General features: G+C 65.4%; 18 protein-coding genes. 12 read left to right on the top strand and 6 right to left on the bottom strand.

What is annotated here, in order from left to right; all coding sequences use genetic code 11:
* Positions 1-37 precede the first annotated feature (37 nt).
* Positions 38-724: a YggS family pyridoxal phosphate-dependent enzyme gene (locus VUG52_RS25555; RefSeq protein ID WP_050707356.1), complete on the bottom strand. Its 687-nt coding sequence runs from the start codon at positions 722-724 to the stop codon at positions 38-40.
* Between the two features lie 65 nt (positions 725-789).
* Here VUG52_RS25555 and VUG52_RS25550 point away from each other — a divergent pair, with 65 nt between their 5' ends.
* Positions 790-1,785 (top strand): type IV pilus twitching motility protein PilT, encoded by a 996-nt coding sequence (locus VUG52_RS25550; protein WP_331832241.1) that lies wholly within the window; start codon positions 790-792, stop codon positions 1,783-1,785.
* A gap of 183 nt (positions 1,786-1,968) precedes the next feature.
* Here VUG52_RS25550 and VUG52_RS25545 read toward each other — a convergent pair whose 3' ends face one another.
* Positions 1,969-2,616, bottom strand: coding sequence for a C40 family peptidase (locus VUG52_RS25545; protein ID WP_050707354.1), 648 nt, complete (start codon positions 2,614-2,616; stop codon positions 1,969-1,971).
* 158 nt (positions 2,617-2,774) lie between these two features.
* On the opposite strand from VUG52_RS25545, the gene VUG52_RS25540 reads away from it, so the two are divergent.
* Entirely contained in the window at positions 2,775-3,200 is a 426-nt protein-coding gene (locus VUG52_RS25540; RefSeq protein WP_023630210.1) for an NINE protein, read from the top strand.
* A gap of 39 nt (positions 3,201-3,239) precedes the next feature.
* Here the strand turns inward: VUG52_RS25540 and VUG52_RS25535 are convergent, their stop codons facing one another.
* From VUG52_RS25535 to VUG52_RS25525, 3 genes are all read right to left on the bottom strand, one after another.
* Positions 3,240-3,938, bottom strand: coding sequence for an SPOR domain-containing protein (locus VUG52_RS25535; protein ID WP_262950679.1), 699 nt, complete (start codon positions 3,936-3,938; stop codon positions 3,240-3,242).
* A 1-nt stretch (position 3,939) separates the two neighbouring features.
* A complete protein-coding gene (argS, locus tag VUG52_RS25530) occupies positions 3,940-5,676 on the bottom strand; it encodes an arginine--tRNA ligase (RefSeq protein WP_050707352.1) in 1,737 nt (578 codons plus the stop codon).
* A gap of 188 nt (positions 5,677-5,864) precedes the next feature.
* Positions 5,865-8,084 carry a primosomal protein N' gene (locus VUG52_RS25525; RefSeq protein WP_050707351.1) on the bottom strand — a complete coding sequence of 740 codons (2,220 nt, stop codon included), beginning with the start codon at positions 8,082-8,084 and terminating at the stop codon, positions 5,865-5,867.
* 169 nt (positions 8,085-8,253) lie between these two features.
* Here VUG52_RS25525 and rpmE point away from each other — a divergent pair, with 169 nt between their 5' ends.
* The 3 genes from rpmE to VUG52_RS25510 all read left to right on the top strand — a co-directional run bounded on the left by rpmE (position 8,254) and on the right by VUG52_RS25510 (position 10,741).
* Positions 8,254-8,469 carry a 50S ribosomal protein L31 gene (rpmE, locus tag VUG52_RS25520; protein ID WP_011531746.1) on the top strand — a complete coding sequence of 72 codons (216 nt, stop codon included), beginning with the start codon at positions 8,254-8,256 and terminating at the stop codon, positions 8,467-8,469.
* Between the two features lie 2 nt (positions 8,470-8,471).
* Positions 8,472-9,293, top strand: a complete 822-nt coding sequence (locus VUG52_RS25515; protein ID WP_050707350.1) for a thermonuclease family protein — start codon at positions 8,472-8,474, stop codon at positions 9,291-9,293.
* A 179-nt stretch (positions 9,294-9,472) separates the two neighbouring features.
* Entirely contained in the window at positions 9,473-10,741 is a 1,269-nt protein-coding gene (locus tag VUG52_RS25510; RefSeq protein ID WP_050707349.1) for a malic enzyme-like NAD(P)-binding protein, read from the top strand.
* Between the two features lie 188 nt (positions 10,742-10,929).
* On the opposite strand, the gene VUG52_RS25505 is transcribed toward VUG52_RS25510, so the two are convergent.
* Positions 10,930-13,380, bottom strand: a complete 2,451-nt coding sequence (locus VUG52_RS25505) for a penicillin-binding protein 1A (RefSeq protein WP_442964610.1) — start codon at positions 13,378-13,380, stop codon at positions 10,930-10,932.
* Positions 13,381-13,549: 169 nt separating this feature from the next.
* Here VUG52_RS25505 and pilM point away from each other — a divergent pair, with 169 nt between their 5' ends.
* The 7 genes from pilM to VUG52_RS25470 all read left to right on the top strand — a co-directional run bounded on the left by pilM (position 13,550) and on the right by VUG52_RS25470 (position 20,517).
* The gene (gene pilM, locus VUG52_RS25500; RefSeq protein ID WP_331832239.1) at positions 13,550-14,446 is read left to right on the top strand and encodes a type IV pilus biogenesis protein PilM; all 897 of its coding nucleotides are present in this window, start codon (positions 13,550-13,552) and stop codon (positions 14,444-14,446) included.
* 68 nt (positions 14,447-14,514) lie between these two features.
* A complete protein-coding gene (locus VUG52_RS25495) occupies positions 14,515-14,982 on the top strand; it encodes a PilN domain-containing protein (RefSeq protein WP_162232988.1) in 468 nt (155 codons plus the stop codon).
* Positions 14,983-15,041: 59 nt separating this feature from the next.
* Complete coding sequence (locus VUG52_RS25490) at positions 15,042-15,992, top strand: pilus assembly protein PilP (RefSeq protein WP_331832238.1); 951 nt, start codon at positions 15,042-15,044, stop codon at positions 15,990-15,992.
* Positions 15,949-17,172 carry a type IV pilus secretin PilQ gene (locus tag VUG52_RS25485; protein WP_052896131.1) on the top strand — a complete coding sequence of 408 codons (1,224 nt, stop codon included), beginning with the start codon at positions 15,949-15,951 and terminating at the stop codon, positions 17,170-17,172. The genes VUG52_RS25490 and VUG52_RS25485 overlap by 44 nt, the downstream gene beginning before the upstream one ends.
* A 4-nt stretch (positions 17,173-17,176) precedes the next feature.
* Complete coding sequence (gene aroK, locus VUG52_RS25480) at positions 17,177-17,695, top strand: shikimate kinase AroK (protein ID WP_050707343.1); 519 nt, start codon at positions 17,177-17,179, stop codon at positions 17,693-17,695.
* 95 nt (positions 17,696-17,790) lie between these two features.
* A complete protein-coding gene (aroB, locus tag VUG52_RS25475; RefSeq protein WP_050707342.1) occupies positions 17,791-18,888 on the top strand; it encodes a 3-dehydroquinate synthase in 1,098 nt (365 codons plus the stop codon).
* Between the two features lie 15 nt (positions 18,889-18,903).
* A complete protein-coding gene (locus VUG52_RS25470; RefSeq protein ID WP_050707341.1) occupies positions 18,904-20,517 on the top strand; it encodes an AAA family ATPase in 1,614 nt (537 codons plus the stop codon).
* Positions 20,518-20,864 lie beyond the last annotated feature (347 nt).

Raw genomic sequence — 20,864 nt, 5'->3', positions numbered from 1 at the left:
TCAGGTCCTTGAAGGAAAGAGTGAGTTAAGCATGGATTCAGGGCTGTCCGTAGTCGCGGGCGCCGAACAGGGCGGTGCCGATGCGGACCCAGGTCGCACCTTGGGCGATGGCGGCCTCCAGGTCGTGGCTCATGCCCATCGACAGGGTGTCCAGGCCGAGGTTCAGCTGCGCCTGGAGCTGGCGCAGGATGGCAAAGGCGGCTTCCTGCTCGGCGCGGTCCTCGGTCGGCTCCGGAATCGCCATCAGGCCGCGCAGGCGCAGACCGGGCAGGGCGTTCACAGCCTTGGCCAGGGCCGGCAGCTCGGCGGGCGCGCAGCCGGACTTGCTGTCCTCGCCGCTGACGTTGACCTGCAGGCAGACGTTCAGCGGCGCCAGGCCGGCAGGGCGCTGCTCGGAGAGGCGTTGGGCGATCTTCAGGCGGTCCACGGAATGTACCCAGTCGAAATGCTCGGCGATGGCCTTGGTCTTGTTCGACTGGATGGGGCCGATGAAGTGCCAGATCAAGGGCAGGTCGGAAAGTGCCTGTTGTTTTGTCAGGGCTTCCTGAAGGTAGTTCTCGCCCACATCGCGCAGCCCGGCGGCGTAGGCCTCGCGAATCGCGCTGGCGGGCTTGGTCTTGCTCACTGCCAGCAGATGGATGCTGGCCGGGTCGCGTCCGGCGGCCCTGGCCGCGCTGTCGATGCGGGTGGCAATGGCGCCAATGTTGTCTGCTAGGGTGGACATGGTTCGTCGCCGAAGGCTTTGTGGTCTGCGGCATTCTACCTGCTTGATCGCCGTTGGGGAGTCTCATGGATGTGACCGACCTGTTGGGCCGGGCCCTGGCTGCCGGTGCCAGCGACCTGCACCTGGCCGCAGGCGAGCGGCCGCTGCTGCGAGTGGATGGGGTGTTGCAGCGCCTGGACCTCCCGCTGCTGACGGCAGGAGTGCTGGAAGGCGGGATGGCCGCCTTGCTCGATGATGAGCAGCGGCGACAGTGGGCTGCCGGCGATGAGCTGGACCTGGCGGTGAGCCTGGATGGGCTGGGGCGTTTTCGGCTGAACCTGTTCCGCCAGCGCAATGGCCCGAGCGCCAGCGTGCGTTTGATCCCCGCGAGCGTGCCCTGTCTGGCGGCGCTTGAACTGACGGAAGTGTTTCAAATCATCTCCCGGTATCGGGATGGTCTGGTCCTGGTGGGTGGGGCCACCGGCAGCGGCAAGTCGAATACCTTGGCGGCACTAATCGATGGGCTTAATTGCGAATACGCATTGCATATCGTCACGCTTGAAGAGCCGATCGAGTTCATCCATGCCAACCAGCGCAGCCTGGTCAGCCAGCGTGAGGTCGGCCTGCATAGCCGTGACTTTGCCCAGGCCTTGCGCAGTGCCCTGCGTCAGGACCCGGACGTGATCATGATCGGCGAGCTGCGCGATCTGCACAGCATTCGCCTGGCGTTGCGCGCCGCGGAAACCGGGCATCTGGTGCTGGCCACGGTGCATACGCGGTCGGCGGTGAGCAGCATCGATCGACTGGTGGAGGTGTTCGCGGCGGAGGAAAAACCGCTGGTGCGCAGCATGCTGGCCGACTCCCTGCGGTTGGTGGTTGCGCAGTTGCTGGTTCGGCGATCAGGCGGCGGGCGTGTCGCGGCGCGGGAGGTGCTGGTGGCGACGCCTGCGGTGCGCAACCTGATACGCGAGGGGCGCCTGGCGCAGATTCATTCGCTGATGCAGGCCGGTGCGGCGGTGGGGATGTGCACGATGGAGGGGGCGCTGCGGGCGCTGGAGGCGCGGGGTTTGATAGTGGGTTAGGAACGTCCACAGAGACTGAAAGTGCACCGCAGCCCCTGTGGGAGCGGCTTTAGCCGCGAACACCGGCGAAGCCGGTGCCATCCACCGCGTCGCTTGCTTCGCGGCTAAAGCCGCTCCCACAGGGTGCGCGCTGGTCGCGCAATCATGGTTCCCTGCGATCTCCCGCAGGGACTGCTGGGCGTTTCAGCGTTTGGCCAGGCTCAGCGCCTGTTGCTGCTTGGGCAGCACCCGCTTGGCCACAACATAATGCTTCTGCCAGTAAGGCTTCTCCAGGCTGTCGATGCTCACCCGCTTGCCGGTGCGTGGCGCGTGGATGAAGCGGTCGTTGCCCAGGTAGATGGCGACGTGGTTGACCCGACGGCTCTTGATGTTGAAGAAGATCAGGTCGCCTGGCTTGAGGTCGCCCTTGGCCACCTTGACGCCCTGGCCCTGGGCCATGGCATTGGAGGTGCGTGGCAGGTCGACATCTGCCACATCGTTGAACGCATACTTGACCAGGCCGCTGCAGTCGAAGCCCTTTTTCGGGCTGCTGCCGCCCCAGCGATAGGGCGTGCCGAGCACGTTCACCGCACGGCTGAGCACTTCGCTGCTCTGCTTGGGCGACATCGCCACCGCCTGCATGCCCACGGCGTGCTGCTTGGCGGCGTTGGCCGGGCGGGCGCGCAGGCTGGCCGTGTTGCGGTACTGGATCGGGGCGCGTTTCACCGTGGTATCGGCGTTGGTCGTGTAACCGGTGAATCCGCTGGGAAGACGTTGCTCACGGTTGGTGGCGTGGGCGGCCAGGGGCAATAAGAGGCAGAGGGTCAGCCATGTCTTGAAGAAAGGTGGCATAGATGAAGCTCTTTATAAGTGTTGGCGCGCAACTTTATAACAGCTTTTTGATCAAATTCTGATCCGTTGGTCGCTCAGCCACGTACCATATGTCGGGTCAAAACGAAAAAGTCACATTTTTCGTTAGAAAATTTTCGGCTATCCCACGAGGGCTTCGAATGAATGGTTATCAACAGGGTGCCCCTTCGCACGACACCCACAGCAAGGTCCTCGGCTATCTGCTGTGGATCTTCGGTTTCACCGGCTCGCACCGTTTCTACTACGGCAAGCCGATCACCGGGACAATCTGGTTCTTCACCCTCGGGCTGCTGGGTATCGGCTGGCTGATCGACCTGTTCCTGATCCCGTCGATGGACCGCGAGGCTGACATGCGCTTCGAATCGGGCGGGGTGGACTACAACCTGGCGTGGATCCTACTGACCTTCCTGGGCATCTTCGGCGTGCACCGGCTGTACCAGGGCAAGTGGATCAGTGCCTTGATCTACCTGTTCACCGGCGGTCTGTTCCTGCTGGGCGTGCTGTATGACTTCTGGACGCTCAATAGCCAGATCTCTCAGGTCAATGCCGAGCGTCGCCGGGTATGAAAAAAGGCCTTGTCGCTAAGTGCGGCAAGGCCTTTCTCGTTACTGGCGCCGTTGTTGCAGCAGCAGGTTGCTGAAGCCTGCCCCGGCCAGTTGCTTCTGCGCCACGGTCAGCTGTTCACGGTTGCTGAACGGGCCGACCATCACGCGGTACCAGGTCTCTTCCTTGACCGTGCCCGACTCCACCTTGACCGCCTGGCCGAGCAGGATGATCTGCGCGCGGACCTTGTCGGCGTCCGCCTGCTTGCGGAACGAGCCGGCCTGCAGGAAGAACTGGGTGGTGGCCGCCGGCTTGATCACCGGAGGTGCTGGTGGCGGAGTCTGCCCCATCAGCGCGGCCTGGGCGCGGGCGGTGTCGATCTTCGCCGCTTCCGCCGGGGTGACCGGCGTGCTCGGCACGGGCGGCTGCGCCGGTACCGGCGGGGTCTTCTCCGGCACGGCCTCGGGCGGCACGATCACTTCCGACTCCGGCAGCAGGGTGTAGAAGTCGTACTTCGGCTTCACCGGCTGCTGTGGTGTCGGCGTGGTGGTCTTGCTTGCCTCGGCGACTGGCTTCTGTTGCTCGGGTTTGGCGCGCTGGATGTCGTCGCCGCCCGGCTCGAGCTTCATCAGGAAGACGATGAAGGCGCCGACCGTCAGGCCGACCGCCAGCCACACCCAGCCCGGGATCGGCTGCTTGCTGGCAGGCGGTTGGGAGCGGCTGGCGCCGCGCTTGGGTGCGGGTTTCTTCTTTGCAGCCAACTTACATGCGCTCCAGGGTTTCCAGGCCGAGCAGTTCCAGGCCCTGCTTGAGGGTGCGGCCGGTCAGGGCAGCCAGGCGCAGGCGGCTCTGCTGCTGTTCGGCGGTTTCGGCGGAAAGGATCGGGCAGTTCTCGTAGAAGCTGGAGAACAGGCCGGCGAGGTCGTACAGGTAGCTGCACAGCACGTGCGGCGTGCCTTTTTCGGCGACGTTGTTCAGGATCTCGCCGAACTGCGCCAGGCGCGCGGCCAGGTCCTGCTCGTGCGGTGCCTGCAGGACGATGCTGCCGTCGACTTCGTCAAAGCCCTTGCCGAGCTTGCGGAACACGCCGGCCACGCGGGTGTAGGCGTACAGCAGGTACGGCGCGGTGTTGCCTTCGAAGTTGAGCATCAGCTCGAAGTTGAAGCTGTAGTCGCTGGTGCGGTGCTTGGACAGGTCGGCGTACTTGACCGCGCCGATGCCGACCACCTCGCCGATGTGGCGCAGTTCGTCCTCGGCCAGCGACGGGTTCTTCTCCTTGACCAGCGCGTAGGCGCGGTCCTTGGCCTCGGTGAGCAGGTCGATCAGCTTGACGGTGCCGCCATCACGGGTCTTGAACGGGCGGCCATCGGCGCCGTTCATGGTGCCGAAGCCCATGTGCTCCATCTTCATCGGGTGGCCGACGAAACCGGCGCGGCGGGCCACTTCGAACACCTGGTTGAAGTGCAGGGCCTGGCGCTGGTCGACGAAGTACAGGGCGCGGTCGGCCTGCAGCGTGTTGCTGCGGTAGCGCACGGCGGCCAGGTCGGTGGTGGCGTACAGGTAGCCGCCGTCGGCCTTCTGCACGATCACCGGCAGCGGATCGCCCTCGGCATTCTTGAACTCTTCGAGGAACACGCACTGGGCGCCCTGGTCCTCGACCAGCAGGCCCTTGGTCTTGAGGTCGGCGACCACGTTGGCCAGGTCGGCGTTGTAGGCGCTCTCGCCCATCACGTCGGCCATGGTCAGCTTGACGTTGAGCAGCTCGTAGGTCTTCTGGCAGTGGGACAGCGAGATGTCCTTGAAGCGCGTCCACAGGGCCATGCACTCAGGGTCGCCGGCCTGCAGCTTGACCACCAGGCCGCGGGCGCGGGTGGCGAAGTCCTCGGACTCGTCGAAACGCTTCTTGGCGGCGCGGTAGAAGTTCTCCAGGTCCGACAGCTCGTCGCTGGTGATCGGGTTTTCTTCCAGGTAGGCCAGCAGCATGCCGAACTGGGTGCCCCAGTCGCCCACGTGGTTCTGGCGGATGACGTCATCGCCGAGGAACTCCAGCACGCGGGCGACGCTGTCGCCGATGATGGTCGAGCGCAGGTGGCCGACATGCATCTCCTTGGCCAGGTTCGGCGCCGACATGTCGATCACCACCTTCTCGGCCGGGCCGGCCTTGCGCACGCCCAGGTGCTCGTCGGCCAGGGCGGCGTCGAGGCGGCTGGCCAGGGCCTGGGTGTTCTGGAAGAAGTTCAGGAAGCCGGGGCCGGCGATCTCGACCTTGGTGATGTCGGGGCTGGCCGGCAGGCTGGCGATGAGTTTTTCGGCCAGATCGCGCGGCTTCATGCCGGCCGGCTTGGCCAGCATCATGGCGATGTTGCTGGCGAAGTCGCCGTGGGTCTTGTCCCGGGCGTTTTCCACCTGGATCGCCGGCGTCAGCCCTTCAGGCAGCACACCGTCGGCGACGAGTTGGGTGAGGGCTTGCTGGATCAGCTGGCGAATGGTGTCTTTCATGGGATTCTCTTTTCGACCGCAAGCGCGGTGAGCGCTTCGATGCGCAGGTGGAAAAACTGGGCATTATCCGTTGCCGGGGGCGGGTTGCCAACCTTTTGGGGCACAAGCCATTGTCGGCGTGGGAGCGGGCTTGCCCCGCGATGACGCCATCGCGGGGCAAGCCCGCTCCCACGACAACCCTGAAACAGTCAGTAAAGGTCGACCGGATCGACATCCAGCGACCAGCGCACCTGCCGCCCCGATGGCATCTGCTCCAACACTAGCAACCAGGCACTGATCAGTCGATGCAACTGAGCCCGGGCATTGGCCTGGAGCAATAGTTGCGCGCGGAAGCGGCCCGCCCGTCGTTCCATGGGCGCCGGGACCGGCCCCAGCAGCTCGATGCCGTGCAGACCCTGTTCGGCCATGACCCGCTCGGCGGCGGCGCAGGCTTCGTCGAGAAAGCTCTCGGCCTGGCCCGGCTTGTGCGCATCCGCACGCAGCAGGGCCAGATGGGCGAACGGCGGCAGGCCGGCGGCGCGGCGTTCGCTCAGGGCCTGCTCGGCGAAGGCGAAGTAGCCCTGTTCGGTCAGTTGCACCAGCAGCGGATGGTCGGCCAGGTGGGTCTGCACGATGACCTTGCCCGGTTCCTCGGCGCGTCCGGCGCGACCGGCAACCTGGACGATCAGCTGGGCCATGCGCTCGCTGGCGCGGAAGTCGCCGGAGAACAGTCCACCGTCGGCATCGAGAATCGCCACCAGGGTGACGCGGGGGAAGTGGTGCCCCTTGGCCAACATCTGGGTGCCGACCAGGATGCTCGGCTGACCGCGCTGGATGGTGGCGAACAGGTTGTGCATGGCGTCCTTGCGCGAGGTGCTGTCGCGGTCCACGCGCAGGATCGGGTAGTCGGGGAACAGCACCTTGAGCCGCTCTTCGGCACGCTCGGTGCCGGCCCCTACCGGACGCAGGTCGACATGGGCGCATTGCGGGCACTGCAACGGCAGGCGTTCATCGTAGCCGCAATGGTGGCAGCGCAGCACGGCGGAACGCTGGTGCACGGTCATGCGCGCATCGCAGCGCGGGCATTCGGACAGCCAGCCGCAGTCGTGGCACAGCAGCGTCGGGGCGAAGCCGCGGCGGTTGAGGAACACCAGCACCTGCTGGCCGGCCTCCAGGGTCTGGCGGATGGCCTGCTGTAGCGGACCGCTGATGCCGCTGTCCAACGGCAGGCTGCGCACATCAAGGCGCAGGAAACGGGGTGCCTTGGCGCCGCCGGCACGCTGGTTCATGCGCAGCAGGCCGTAGCGACCGCCGTGGGCGTTGTGCAGGCTTTCCAGCGACGGCGTGGCCGAGCCCAGCAGGATCGGGATGTTCTCCTGGTGGGCGCGGACCACGGCCAGGTCGCGGGCGTGGTAACGCAGGCCTTCCTGCTGTTTATAGGAGCCGTCGTGCTCCTCGTCGATGATGATCAGGCCCGGGTTCTTCATTGGCGTGAACAGCGCCGAGCGGGTGCCGATGATGATGTCGGCGTCGCCATCGCGGGCCGCCAGCCAGGCGTCCAGGCGTTCGCGGTCGCCCACCGCCGAGTGCAGCAGGGCGATGCGGGCGTTGAAGCGCTGCTCGAAGCGTTGCAGGGTCTGCGGGCCGAGGTTGATCTCGGGGATCAGGATCAGCGCCTGCTTGCCGGCTTCGAGGGTCTCGCGGATCAGCTGCAGGTACACCTCGGTCTTGCCGCTGCCGGTGACGCCGGCCAGCAGATAGGCGTGGAAGGCGCCGAAGCCCGCGCGCACCGCCTCGAACGCCGCGCGCTGCTCCTCGTTGAGCGGCAGCTCCGGCTGGGCCAGCCAGTGCTCGTGGCGTGCGGCGGGCAGGTGACGGCGGACCTCGACGTTCACCAGCTCCTTGGCCAGCAGCAGGTCGAGACTGTCCTTGTTCAGGCCGAGCTTGCTCAACAGGCTGTGGGCCACGCCGTGGGGGTGCTGTGACAGGGTCTTGAGGGCATCGCGCTGGCGCGGGGCGCGGGCGATGCGCGGGTCCTCCAGGCGTGCCCCGGGGGCGACGTGCCAGAAGCGCTCCTGACGCACCTCGGCCGGCTCGCCCTGGCGCAGCAGGGTCGGCAGCGCCCAGCTCAAGGTGTCGCCCAGGCTGTGCTGGTAGTACTGCGCCGTCCACAGGCACAGCTTGAACAGGGCGGGCGGCACTGGCGAAACCGGGTCGAGCAGGGCGCTGGCCGGCTTGAGCTTGTCGGCGGGGACTTCGCTGTGCGTCGCGGCCTCCACCAGCACGCCGATCATCTCGCGGCGACCGAACGGCACGCGGATGCGCATGCCCGGCGTCAGTGCCTGGCGCGCCATGCTCGCGGGCGCCCGGTAGTCGAACAGGCGACGCAGGGGCGAGGGCAGGGCAAGGCGCAGGATGACGTCGGACACGCGGAAGGTCTCTGGAGGGCGTTTCACAAATCAGGCGAGCCTAGCAGACGACGGTCGGTGCAAGCGACAACTTGCGCTGCCGCCGCGCTCTGGTATTATTCGCCGCCTAATTACGTGCGGTATTCAACAATAGGTGTTGGGTGGCGGCACGCAGCTCGAGGAAGTGACCATGAAAGCAGATATTCATCCGAACTACGAAGTAGTTGCAGTCACCTGCAGCTGCGGCAACAAGTTTGAAACCCGTTCGACCCTGGGCAGCGTCCTGGCGATCGACGTTTGCAACCTGTGCCACCCGTTCTACACCGGTAAGCAGAAAGTCCTGGACACCGGTGGTCGCGTACAGAAGTTCGCCGATCGCTTCGGTATGTTCGGTACCAAGAAGTAATCATGCGCATGGCGAATCTCTCGAGGTTCGCGTTGCTGCAAAAGAAGGCGCCCCTCGTGGGCGCCTTTTTTGTGGGCGCGATCTGGCATTTTCCGGCCCTGGCCTTCTGTCCGTTGCCCGAGCAGCCGCAGCAGGTGACGGTGCGCCAGGTGGTCGACGGCGACACCTTGCGCCTGGGTGATGGCCGCAATGTGCGGCTGATCGGCATCAATGCGCCCGAGATCGGCCGCAAGGGGCGCACCAGCGAGCCCTACGCCGAGGCTGCGAAACGGCGTCTGCAGGCGCTGGTCGAGGCCAGCGATGGTCGCGTCGGCCTAGTCCCGGGCGTGGAACCCAAGGACAAGTACGGTCGTACCCTGGCGCACATCTATAGCCGTACTGGCGACAATCTCGAAGCACAACTGCTCAGTGAAGGCCTCGGCTACCGGGTCGCCATCGCCCCCAACGTGGCCTTGTCGGGCTGCCAGCAACAGGCCGAGCAGCAGGCGCGCAACGCCGGAACCGGGCTGTGGCGCCAGTCGCCGGTGGTACGTGCGGGGGAGGTCAGGCAGTCCGGTTTTGCCGTGATCGGCGGCCAGATCAAGGGGATCGAGCGCAACCGTGGCGGTATCTGGCTGGAGCTCGACGATGCCGTGGTGCTGCAGGTCCCCGCTCGTCTGCAGCAGCGCTTCCCCGCCAGCTTCTTCGCTAACCTCAAGGGACGCCAGGTCGAGGCGCGTGGCTGGGTGCTGGATCGATCCCGCAAGGGAGGGCTCAAGCCCGGGCAGCGACGCTGGCTGTTGCCATTGACCGATCCGAGCATGCTGGCGATTGTCCCGGGGTAAATAGTTGTAGACATTTTGCTATTGGATTGTACACACTGGCTTCCGTAAGCCCCGTGGGTTATAGCGTAAAGTCGTAGGCCAAAGGCCTTGACACATAGTGACCGGGCAGTCTTGTCGCCCCCCGGCTCTTTGCGTATCCTCGGCGGTCCGTCAGAACAGTAAACAGCGGAATGCCCATCATGTCAGACCTGAAAACCGCCGCTCTCGAATACCACGCCCAGCCCCGTCCGGGGAAGCTGAGCGTCGAGCTCTCCAAGCCCACCGCCACCGCCCGTGACCTCGCCCTGGCCTACAGCCCAGGCGTCGCCGAGCCCGTGCGCGAGATCGGCCGTGATCCTGAGCTGGCCTACAAGTACACCGGCAAGGGCAACCTGGTTGCGGTGATTTCCGATGGCACCGCCATCCTCGGTCTGGGCGACCTCGGCCCGCTGGCCTCCAAGCCGGTGATGGAAGGCAAGGGTGTTCTGTTCAAGCGTTTCGCCGGTATCGACGTGTTCGATATCGAAGTCGAGTCGGAGAGCCCGCAGGCCTTCATCGACACCGTTCGCCGCATCTCCATCACCTTCGGTGGCATCAACCTGGAAGACATCAAGGCACCTGAGTGCTTCGAGATCGAGCGCACCCTGATCGAGCAGTGCGACATTCCCGTCTTCCACGATGACCAGCACGGTACCGCCATCGTTACCGCAGCCGGCATGATCAACGCCCTGGAAATCGCCGGCAAGAAGCTCGAGGAGGCGAAGATCGTCTGCCTGGGCGCCGGTGCCGCCGCCATCTCCTGCATGAAGCTGCTGGTGAGCATGGGCGCCAAGGTCGAGAACATCTTCATGATCGACCGCAGCGGCGTGATCCATGCCGGCCGCGACGACCTGAACCAGTACAAGGCCCAGTTCGCCCACGCTACCGACAAGCGCACCCTGGCCGATGCCCTGAACGGCGCCGATGTGTTCGTCGGCCTGTCCGGTCCGAACCTGCTGAGCCCGGAAGGCCTGAAGTCGATGGCCGCCAACCCGATCGTGTTCGCCTGCTCGAACCCGGACCCGGAAATCGCCCCGGAGCTGGCTCACGCCACCCGCAGCGACGTGATCATGGCTACCGGTCGTTCCGACTACCCGAACCAGGTCAACAACGTACTGGGCTTCCCGTTCATCTTCCGCGGTGCCCTGGACGTTCGTGCCAAGCGCATCAACGAAGAGATGAAGATCGCCGCCGCCATCGCCCTGAAGGACCTGGCCAAGCAGCCGGTACCGAAGGAAGTCTGCGACGCCTACGGCGTGCAGGCCCTGGAATTCGGTCGCGAGTACATCATTCCGAAGCCGCTGGATGCCCGTCTGATCACCGTGGTTTCCGATGCCGTGGCCAAGGCCGCCATCGAATCCGGCGTGGCCACCCTGCCGTATCCGAAGCACTACCCGCTGAAAAGCGTGGATGACGTGTTCAACGGCTGATCCGGTCGTAGCGTCATGAAAAAGCCCCGGCTCGTGAGAGCCGGGGCTTTTTGTTTGCTTTTGGATTCACCGAAGCCATTGTTGGAGCGGGTTTGCCCGCGAAAGCCTCGTTGGCTTCGCTGAAGCCTTTGCGGGTAAACCCGCTCCCACAGGATCGAAGTTGCCTTCGAGGTTTGTCGTTTACCTGGTCAGAACAGGTCCATCGGCGCCGCTTCATCCGCCGGCAGCGGGCTGCCTGGTGCCGCGCCATTGCCCAGCTCGTCCACCGAAGGAGGCGAGTCCTCGGCCTTGAACAGCTCGAAGTAGGCATTGGGCGTGCTTGGCGTGGCGGCGCGGCCGCTGACCGGGTCTACCCGCAGGCTGAGAATGCCTTCGGGTTCGGCCGGCGCGTGCTCAGGCTTGTCCTTCAGCGCCGCGCCCATGAAGCTCATCCAGATCGGCAGCGCCACGGTGCCGCCGTACTCGCGTCGGCCCAGGGTTTCCGGCTGGTCGAAACCGACCCAGACGGTGGTGACGTAGTCGGCGTTGTAGCCGGAGAACCAGGCGTCCTTGGACTCGTTGGTGGTCCCGGTCTTGCCCGCCAGGTCCGCGCGGCCGAGGGCCAGGGCGCGACGGCCGGTACCGCGCTTGATCACATCCTGCAGCATGCTGGTGAGAATGTACGAGGTGCGGCCGTCGATGATCTGCTCGGCCACGGCGGGTACCTGTGGTGCCGGGGCGACCTGGCCAAGGGCCGACGGTGCTTCGCCCGGCATCGGCGCGACGCTGATCGCCTGTTCGGGGGCGGCGAGGCCGGCCTGGTCCTGGCTGCCCTGGGGCACCCGTGCCGGGTTGGCGGTGAAGAGGGTTTCGCCGTTGCGGCTTTCGACGCGCTCGATCAGGTAGGGGTTGATCTTGTAGCCGCCGTTGGCGAAGGTGCTCCAGCCGGTGGCGATCTCCATCGGTGTCAGGGTCGCGGTGCCCAGTGCCAGTGACAGGTTGCGCGGCAGGTCCTGCTTGTTGAAGCCGAACTTGGCGATGTAGTCGATGGTGCGGTCCACGCCCATGGCCTGCAGCAGGCGGATCGAAACCAGGTTGCGCGACTTGTACAGCGCCTCGCGCATGCGGATCGGGCCGAGGAAGGTATTGGTGTCGTTCTTCGGACGCCAGACCTTGTCCAGGTACTCGTCGACGAACACGATCGGCGCGTCGTTGACCAGGCTGGCGGCGGTGTAGCCGTTGTCCAGCGCGGCGCTGTAGACGAAGGGCTTGAAGCTCGAGCCAGGCTGGCGCTTGGCCTGCATGGCGCGGTTGTAGTTGCTCTGCTCGAAGGAGAAGCCGCCGACCAGGGCGCGGATGGCACCGTTGTAAGGGTCGAGGGTGACCAGGGCGCTCTGGGCGCCGGGCACCTGGCTGAACTTGAGCTTGCCGTCCTCCAGGCGCTGCAGGCGCACCAGGTCGCCGACCTGGGCGACGTCGGCCGGCGATTGCGGCGAGCGCCCCTGCGAGTTGCTGTTGAGGTACGGGCGGGCCCACTTCATGGTGTCCCAGGCCACGGTTTCTTCCAGGCCGCCGCGGGTCATCACCTTCAGGCCGGTCTTCTCGACCTGGGTGACGATGGCCGGCTCCAGGCCGCCGAGGGTGCGCTGCTTGCCCAGTTCCTGCAGCCAGGCCGCACGGGTCTTGCCCGGGAAGCGTGCCTCGGGGCCGCGGTAGCCGTGGCGCTCGTCGTACTCGCTGAGGCCGTTGAGCACCGCGCTGTTGGCCATCTGCTGCATGTCGCTCGGTACCGTGGTGGTGACGCGGAAGCCTTCGGTATAGGCGTCGCTGCCGTAACGGCCGACCATCTCGGCACGGGCCATCTCGGCGACGTAGGGGGCGTTCACTTCCGGGGTCGGCACGTGGTAGCTGGCGTTCAGCGGTTCGGCCAGGGCCGCCTGGTAGCTGGCTTCGTCGATCTTGCCGAGCTTGTACATGCGCCCGAGGATCCAGTCACGGCGCTCCTTGGCGCGTACCGGATTGGCCAGCGGGTTGAAGCGCGATGGCGCCTTGGGCAGGCCGGCGATCATCGCCATCTGCGCCAGGCTCACGTCGCGGATCGACTTGCCGTAGTACACCTGCGCCGCGGCATCGATGCCGTAGGCGCGGTTGCCCAGGTAGATCTTGTTGACGTAGAGCTCGAGGATCTCGTCCTTGGTCAGCTCGCGCTCGATCTGCAGGGCCAGCAGGATCTCGTTGGTCTTGCGCGAGAAGCTGCGCTCGCTGGTGAGGAAGAAGTTCTTCGCCACCTGCATGGTGATGGTGCTGCCGCCGGTCTGGATGTGTCCGGACTTGAGCAGCTGCGATGCCGCGCGCATCAGGCTGCTCGGATCGACCCCGTAATGGTTGAGGAAATTGTCGTCTTCGGCGGACAGAAGCGCCTGGATGAACTGTGGGGGAATTTCCTGGAACTTGATCGGCGAGCGCCGCATTTCGCCGAACTCGGCAATCAGCTTGCCGTCGCTGCTGTACACCCTCAGGGGGATTTGCAACTGGACGCTTCTGAGCGCGTCGACCGAGGGCAGGCTGGGGCTAAGATACAGAAACGCACCGCTCACACCGAGCACGAGCGCGCAGATGACGGCGACGAGAGACCACCAGAAGAACTTCAGCAGACGTATCAAGGCTTTTGGGTGTCCAGGTTGAGGAGTGGATTGCGCGCGGGGCCGGCGGACAGAAAAACGCTGGCCATTATAAGCATTTTTCGTCCCACCGGGTGACCGCCCGGGGCGCGGGACGACCGCCCGCGCCGCAACGGCGGGGGCTGCCGATGACCAGGAAGGAACAGCCATGCTTGGACGCTTTGGTAGGGACGCCGGTTCACTGCTGGGGGTGGAAATTGCCTCCGATTCCATACGAATGCTGCATCTGCACCGTCAGCGCGGCGGTTGGCGTGTGCAGGGGTGGGCGCAGGAGCGCTTCGAGCCTGCACTGCCTGACAGTGCCACATCCGACGAGGCAGAGGGGTTGGTCATGGGATTGCGCCGGGCCCATGTTCAATGTCGGACGAGGCAGTTCCGGGTCGCCTTGGCATTGCCCGCCTCCCAGGTCATCTGCAAGGTGTGCCGGTTACCTGTCGGGCTGGCCGACCTTGATGTCGAGGCCGCCGTGCTGGCACAGGCCGAGCAACTTTTCCCCTTCCCGCTGGAGGATCTGGCCCTGGACTTTTGGGTGCAGGGTGCATGCGCCAACGATCCCGGACAGGTCGAGGTACTGGTGGTGGCCTGTCGGCAAAGCCAGCTCGATCCGCTGGAGCGGGTGTTCACCAGGGCCGGATTGCAGCTTGAGGCCGTCGAGGTGGACAGCTTCGCGCTACGGCGAGCGCTGCTGCCTGAGGTGCCGGCTCGTGGAGCGGTACTGCTGCAGTTGGAGCCGGGCGAAGTGGTCATGCACCGCTGGCACGGCAGCCCCGCGCCGCAACGACAGCGGCTCGCCCTGGGCTCGCCGGCGCAATGGAGTGAGGCTGTCGATGATCTCTGGCGGTTGGGTGAACGGGCGCCCGTGGAGGAAGTTGTCCTGTTCGGCTGCGCTGCTGATGGGGATCGGGCGGCGTATTTGCGAGAGCACTTGGGTGTGAAATGCCAGGTGGGTTGCCCACACCCTCTGACCGGCCTGCTGGAGAGGGATGGCCTGCGCGCAGCTTCGATGGTCCTGGCCTGCGGGCTGGCCATGGGAGGCCGGGCATGATGGCGAGACTGAACCTGATGCCTTGGCGCGAGCAGCGTAGGGCCAGGGTTGTGCGACGATTGCAGATCATGCTGGTTGTCGCCCTGGTAGTGGCACTGTGCGGGGTCATATGGCTCGATCAGATGGCGCGGTCGCGTCTGGCCAGGCAATCACTGGTCGTCGCCTCGCATCAGGCGGAGCTCGAGCGGCTCGATGCCACATTGAGGCAGGTCGATCAGCTGCGCGGCATGCGGGCGGCGCTGCAGGCCGAGCATGCCGCAGTGACCGCTCTGGGGGCCGGGCGGTCGCAGATGCCTGGCCTGTTCCTCGCCCTTGAACAGGCCCTGCCAGAAGGGGCTCGCTTGACGGAGGTGGATGTCGAGGCAGGGCGTTTGCGCCTGGGCGGTCTGGCAGCCTCTGCGTCGGTGGTCGCCCGGTTCATGCGCGATCTGGAACAGGTGGGCATGGTGCGGGACCTCGAACTTGTTCACCTCAGGCGCCATCTCCAGGGTGACGAGTTCCTGCTGGCGGCGCGATTGCTGGCGGGTGAGTCGTGAGCCGCCGGTGGCCCCTTGACTGGCAGGCGCTGGCTGGCCGGTCGGGCGTGGTGAGGGCCATGGTGTGCCTGTTGCTCGCGCTCCTGGTGGCTGGCGTGGGCTACCTGGTTCGTCTGCGTGACCCGGTTCAGGGGCATGCCGAGTCTGTCCGGCTGCAGCTTCAGCTACAGAACGAACTGGAGGGGCGCAGGACGCGCCTCGTCGAACTGGGTGTCGAGCAACAGGCGCTTGAGAGTGCCCGGACGCTTTTGCAGGCGGCACGATGGCGGCTGGCCGCGGGAGAAGGCATGAGCGAGCTGCTCGACCAGCTGGCGTTATCGGGGCATGAACATGGCCTGGTATTCGAGCGAGTCGAAGTGCAGGAGGCGCAGCAGGCTTCAGTGTACCGAGTGCAACCGCTGGAAATCGCGGTGTCGGGACAGTATCCGGCGCTGCGCCTGTGGCTGGAGCAATGGCTGCGGCAATTGCGTCTGTTGAGCGTGGAACGGCTCAGGCTGGCCCTGGAGGATGAGGGTGTCGGGCGAGTTGATGCTCTGTTACGACTGCATGCCTACCACCCTGGGGAAGAGCTGCCAGTTCCGGCGTCATTGGCGGATGAACCGGCCCAGGCAGGCTTGTCGAGGGCGGCATTCGATCCGTTCCGGGCCTGGTCGTTTCCGAAAGAGGGCAGTGGGCCGGCGCATATTCCTTTGGCACGGCTGGAGATGGTCGGCAGCCTCTCCCAGGCAGGGCGACGACAGGCATTGCTGCGCTCCGCAGGTCGCCTGTATCGGATCGCGGCAGGCGAGCGGCTGGGGCTCGAAGGGGGTGTCGTGGTGGCCATCGAGGTCGATCGGGTGGAGGTCCACGAGCGGATCTACATCGATGGTCGCTGGCAGGCGCGACCCAGGTATCTGGTTCTTGGAACGCGTGAGCAAGGAGAGGTCAGGGATGAGACCGAGGCGATGGTGGAGCGGCGCGCTATTGATGCTGGGGCTGCCGATGGTGCAGGCCGGGACGTTTCAGGGTGAGCCGATGTCGCTCAACTTCCAGGATGTCGAATTGCGTTCGGTGCTTCAGGTCATGGCCGACCACGCGGGCATCAACCTGGTGGCGGGCGACTCGGTGCAGGGGCGGATAACCCTGCGTCTGGAGGATGTGCCCTGGGACCAGGCGCTTGACCTGGTGCTGCGCAGCAAGGGGCTGGGCAGGCGCCAGGAGGGGAATGTGCTGTTGGTCGCTCCCGTGGCCGAGCTCGCCGGGCAAGCCCAGGACATGCGTCAGGAGGTATTGCTAGAGCCACTGCAGCGTGAATTGATCCCTGTCTTCCATGCCAAGGCCGGCGAGCTGGCGGAGCTGCTGTTGTCGAGCCTGGCCGATGACGGTGCCCTGGCCGGGCGTGGCAGCCTCAGTGTGGACGCCCGCACCAATACACTGGTGGCTACTCAGCCTGCCGCCCGGCTCGCCGAACTGCGCAGGCTGGTCACGCAACTGGATGTACCGGTGCGCCAGGTCATGATCGAGGCCCGGATCGTCGAGGCCAATGTCGATTACGAAAAGGCCCTGGGCGTGCGCTGGGGTGGCCCTCTGTATGGCACGGATCGCCAGTTGGGCAGCGACCTGTTCGTCGATCTCGGCGTCGAACGCGCCGCTGCCGGGCTCGGAGTGGGGCTGCTGCGCAGCGATATCCTGCTCGACCTGGAGCTCAGCGCCATGGAAAAAAGCGGCAACGGCGAGATCATCTCCCAGCCAAAGGTGGTCACGGCCGACAAGGAAACCGCGCGCATACTCAAGGGCACCGAAGTGCCCTACCAGGAAACCACTCGCAGCGGCGCCACGTCGGTCTCTTTCCGCGAGGCGTCCCTGTCGCTGGAGGTGACCCCGCAGATCACGCCGGACGGCAAGGTGATCATGGCGGTGCGGGTGACCAAGGATGAGCCGGACTTCATCAATGCCCTCAACGATGTGCCGCCGATCCGCAAGAACGAGGTCAACGCCAAGGTGCGGGTGACCGATGGGCAGACCATTGTGATTGGTGGCGTGTACTCGACGTCGCAGAACAAAGTGGTCGACAAGGTGCCATTTTTTGGCGATCTGCCGTATGTTGGGCGGCTGTTTCGACGCGATGCATTACAAGAGAAAAAATCCGAGCTGCTGGTCTTCCTGACTCCGCGTATCATGAGTGACCAGGCGATTGCTGTGAGTCGTTGATTCTGTGCGAAATTTGATACTTGTGGGGCCCATGGGCGCTGGTAAAAGCACCATCGGGCGCCTGTTGGCCAAAGAGCTGCGCCTGCTGTTCAAGGATTCCGACAAGGAAATCGAACTGCGAACCGGCGCCAACATCCCGTGGATCTTCGACAAGGAAGGCGAACCGGGCTTTCGTGACCGCGAGCAGGCGATGATCGCCGAGCTCAGCGCGCTCGATGGCGTGGTCCTGGCCACCGGCGGCGGTGCGGTGATGCGCGACGCCAACCGTGCGGCGCTGCGCGCCGGCGGACGGGTGGTCTACCTGCACGCCTCGGTGGAGCAGCAGGTGGGGCGTACCTCACGTGATCGCAACCGGCCGCTGTTGCGCACCGCCAACCCGGAAGCCACATTGCGCGCCCTGCTGGAGACACGCGACCCGCTCTATCGCGAAATCGCCGACCTGGTGGTGGAAACCGACGAACGGCCACCGCGCATGGTGGTGCTCGACATCATCGAGCGCCTGCAGAAGTTGCCGCCCCGCTGAGCGGGGTCTATCCTCGGCGACCAACGCCGAGACGGGGCTGAACGTCACCGCGCGGGGCCGCACCGCCGCCGCGTCCAAGCACATTGTGGGGATACATGCAGACACTAAAGGTCGACCTGGGCGAACGTAGCTACCCGATCTACATTGGCGAAGGCCTGCTGGACCAGCCCGAGCTGCTGGCGCCGCACATTGCCGGGCGGCAGGTCGCCATCGTCTCCAACGAGACCGTCGCGCCCCTGTACCTCGAACGCCTGAGCAAGACCCTGGGCGCCTACTCGGTGCTGCCCGTGGTGTTGCCCGACGGCGAGGCCCACAAGAACTGGGAAACCCTGCAGCTGATCTTCGACGCCCTGCTCACCGCCCGCCATGACCGTCGCACTACCGTGGTCGCCCTGGGTGGCGGCGTGATCGGCGACATGGCCGGCTTTGCCGCGGCCTGCTACCAGCGCGGCGTCGACTTCATCCAGGTACCGACCACGCTGCTGTCCCAGGTGGACTCGTCGGTGGGCGGCAAGACCGGCATCAACCACCCGTTGGGCAAGAACATGGTCGGTGCCTTCTATCAGCCCAACGCGGTGCTGATCGACACCACCAGCCTGAATACCCTGCCCGAGCGCGAGCTGTCCGCGGGCCTGGCCGAAGTCATCAAGTACGGCCTGATCTGCGACAAGCCGTTCCTCGCCTGGCTCGAAGACAATATGCAGGCGTTGCGCGCCCTGGACTCCGCCGCCCTGACCGAGGCCATCCGCCGCTCCTGCGCGGCCAAGGCCGCGGTGGTCGGCGCCGATGAGCGCGAATCGGGCGTGCGTGCCACGCTCAACCTTGGTCATACCTTCGGCCATGCCATCGAAACACACATGGGCTATGGCGTCTGGCTGCACGGTGAAGCCGTGGCGGCGGGCACGGTCATGGCCCTGGAAATGTCCATGCGCCTGGGCTGGATAGACCAGCCGGCGCGTGATCGCGGAATTCGCCTGCTGCAGGACGCAGGATTGCCGGTGGTGCCACCACAGGAAATGACCCCGGCGCATTTCATGGAGCACATGGCGGTCGACAAGAAAGTGCTCGACGGGCGCCTGCGCCTGGTGCTGCTGCGCCAGCTGGGCGAGGCCGTCGTCACCGACGACTATTCGACAGAGATTCTACAGGCCACCCTGGCGGCGGATTACCGCGCGATCGTGGCCCAGCTTTGAGGTTGTGACAACGCAATGACCAGTCTGCATGCCGATGAGGCGTTCCTCGACCATTACCAGTTGAGCCACGATCCGTTCGCACCGCGAGTGCCCGGCTTCAAGTTCTTCCCCGCCCAGCGCAAACCCGTGCTCGGCCAGTTGCACCATCTGGCGCGCTACAGCCAGCTGATGCTGGTGGTCAGCGGCCCGGTGGGCAGCGGCAAGACCCTGCTGCGCCAGGCCCTGGTGGCCAGCACCAACAAGCAGTCGGTGCAGAGCGTGGTGGTGTCCGCGCGTGGCGCCAGTGACGCGGCCAGCGTGCTGGGCCAGGTGGCGCAGTCGCTGAACGTGGCGCAGCCGGAGGTGCAGGCGATCCTGTCGCAGGTGGTGCAGCTGGCGCTGACTGGCCAGGAAGTCTATCTGCTGGTGGACGATGCGGAACAACTCGACGAGTCGGCACTCCAAGCGTTGCTGGAGTTGGCGGCAGGCGTGGCCGAAGGGCGCCCGCATGTGTTCCTGTTCGGCGAACCTTCGCTGATTGCCGGGCTGGAAGAACTCAATACCGATGGCGAACGCTTCCATGTCATCGAGTTGGCCCCGTACAGCGAGGAAGAGACCCGCGAGTACCTGGAGCAGCGCCTGGAAGGCGCAGGCCGGGGCATCGAGGTGTTCAGCGCCGAGCAGATCGTCGACATCCACGAAAACTCCGACGGTTGGCCTGGGAACATCAACCAGGTCGCCCGCGATACCTTGATCGAAGCCATGATCGCCAGCCGTACCACGGTCAAGCGACCATCCATGGGGTTCAAAATGCCTAAGAAACACGTGCTCGCGTTGTCCGCTGTGGTCGTGGTCGCCGTCGGTGCGGCGGTCCTGATGCCCAAGAAGGGCGACAAGGCTCCGACCGAAGCACCGGCCGCCCAGGCGCAACTGCCACTGGGGCAGGGCGGCGCGCCCGCCATCGAGTTCTCCGGTTCCTCGCAGCCGATGCCGCTGCCGCTGGTCGGGCAGTCGCAGCCGGTGATGCGCGAGCCGCTGGCCCAGGCCGCCGGCATGGGCGAGGGCGAAGAGGGTGGGCCTGCGGGTGATACCGCCCTGCAGCCTGCCGCGCCATCGGCCGCCGTGCCGCCGACCGTGACCACCATCGCGCCGCCGCAAGGCGCCACCGCCAGCCCGGCACCGGCCCCTGCCCAGCCGGTGACTACCGCTCCGGTACAGCCGGTTGCGCCTGCGCCGAAGCCTGTCGCAACCCAGCCGGCAAAGCCGGTTGCACCTGCCAAACCGGCCCCGGCCCCCACCCAGGTCGCCAGCGCCAAGCCCGCGAGCAAGCCTGCCGAGAAACCAACCGCGGGCGGCGCCGGCAACAGCAGCTGGTATGCCGGCCAGAAGCCAGGCAATTACGTGGTGCAGATCTTCGGCACCAGCTCCGAGGCGTCGGCCCAGTCCTTCGTCAAGGCACAGGGTGGCGACTATCGCTACTTCAAGAAAAACCTGCAGGGCAAGCCGCTGTTTGTCGTCACCTACGGCAACTTCGCCAGCCGCGACGCCGCTGCTGCGGCAATCAAGAACTTGCCAGCCAAGGTCCAGGCTGGTAAACCTTGGCCACGTACCGTCGGCAGCGTCCAACAAGAGCTGGCCACGGCCCGCTGATACCTTCCGGGCGGCACCACCCCGCCGCCCAGTTGCTGAGCGACTTCTAGCTTTCGATCAGCCTGCTGCGCCCGAGCGCGGCAGGCTTTTCTGTCCCAGACTGCCGGCCACAAGCCCTGTGTTGCAGTCATGGCTGAAACGCTTCAGACTCTAGCCAAGCCGCTATCACGGCGCATGGCGTAAAAACATTCAAAATTGCGACATAAATTTTCAATGGTGAGACATGAAAATTTGTGGGCGTCGCTGTCGCTGTGCAACAATGGTTTTCCATGACCACCGCAAAAAAGCTGGCGTTTGATCGGCGTGGATGGTAAGTGGTTGTTAAAAAAGAGATTTGCCTCCGGTTG

It is taken from the genome of Pseudomonas sp. LH21 (assembly GCF_036549575.1).
GTDB classification, from domain to species: domain Bacteria; phylum Pseudomonadota; class Gammaproteobacteria; order Pseudomonadales; family Pseudomonadaceae; genus Aquipseudomonas; species Aquipseudomonas peradeniyensis.
Note: the sequence above shows the minus strand (reverse complement) of the source record. Positions and strands in the feature narration are given on the sequence as shown.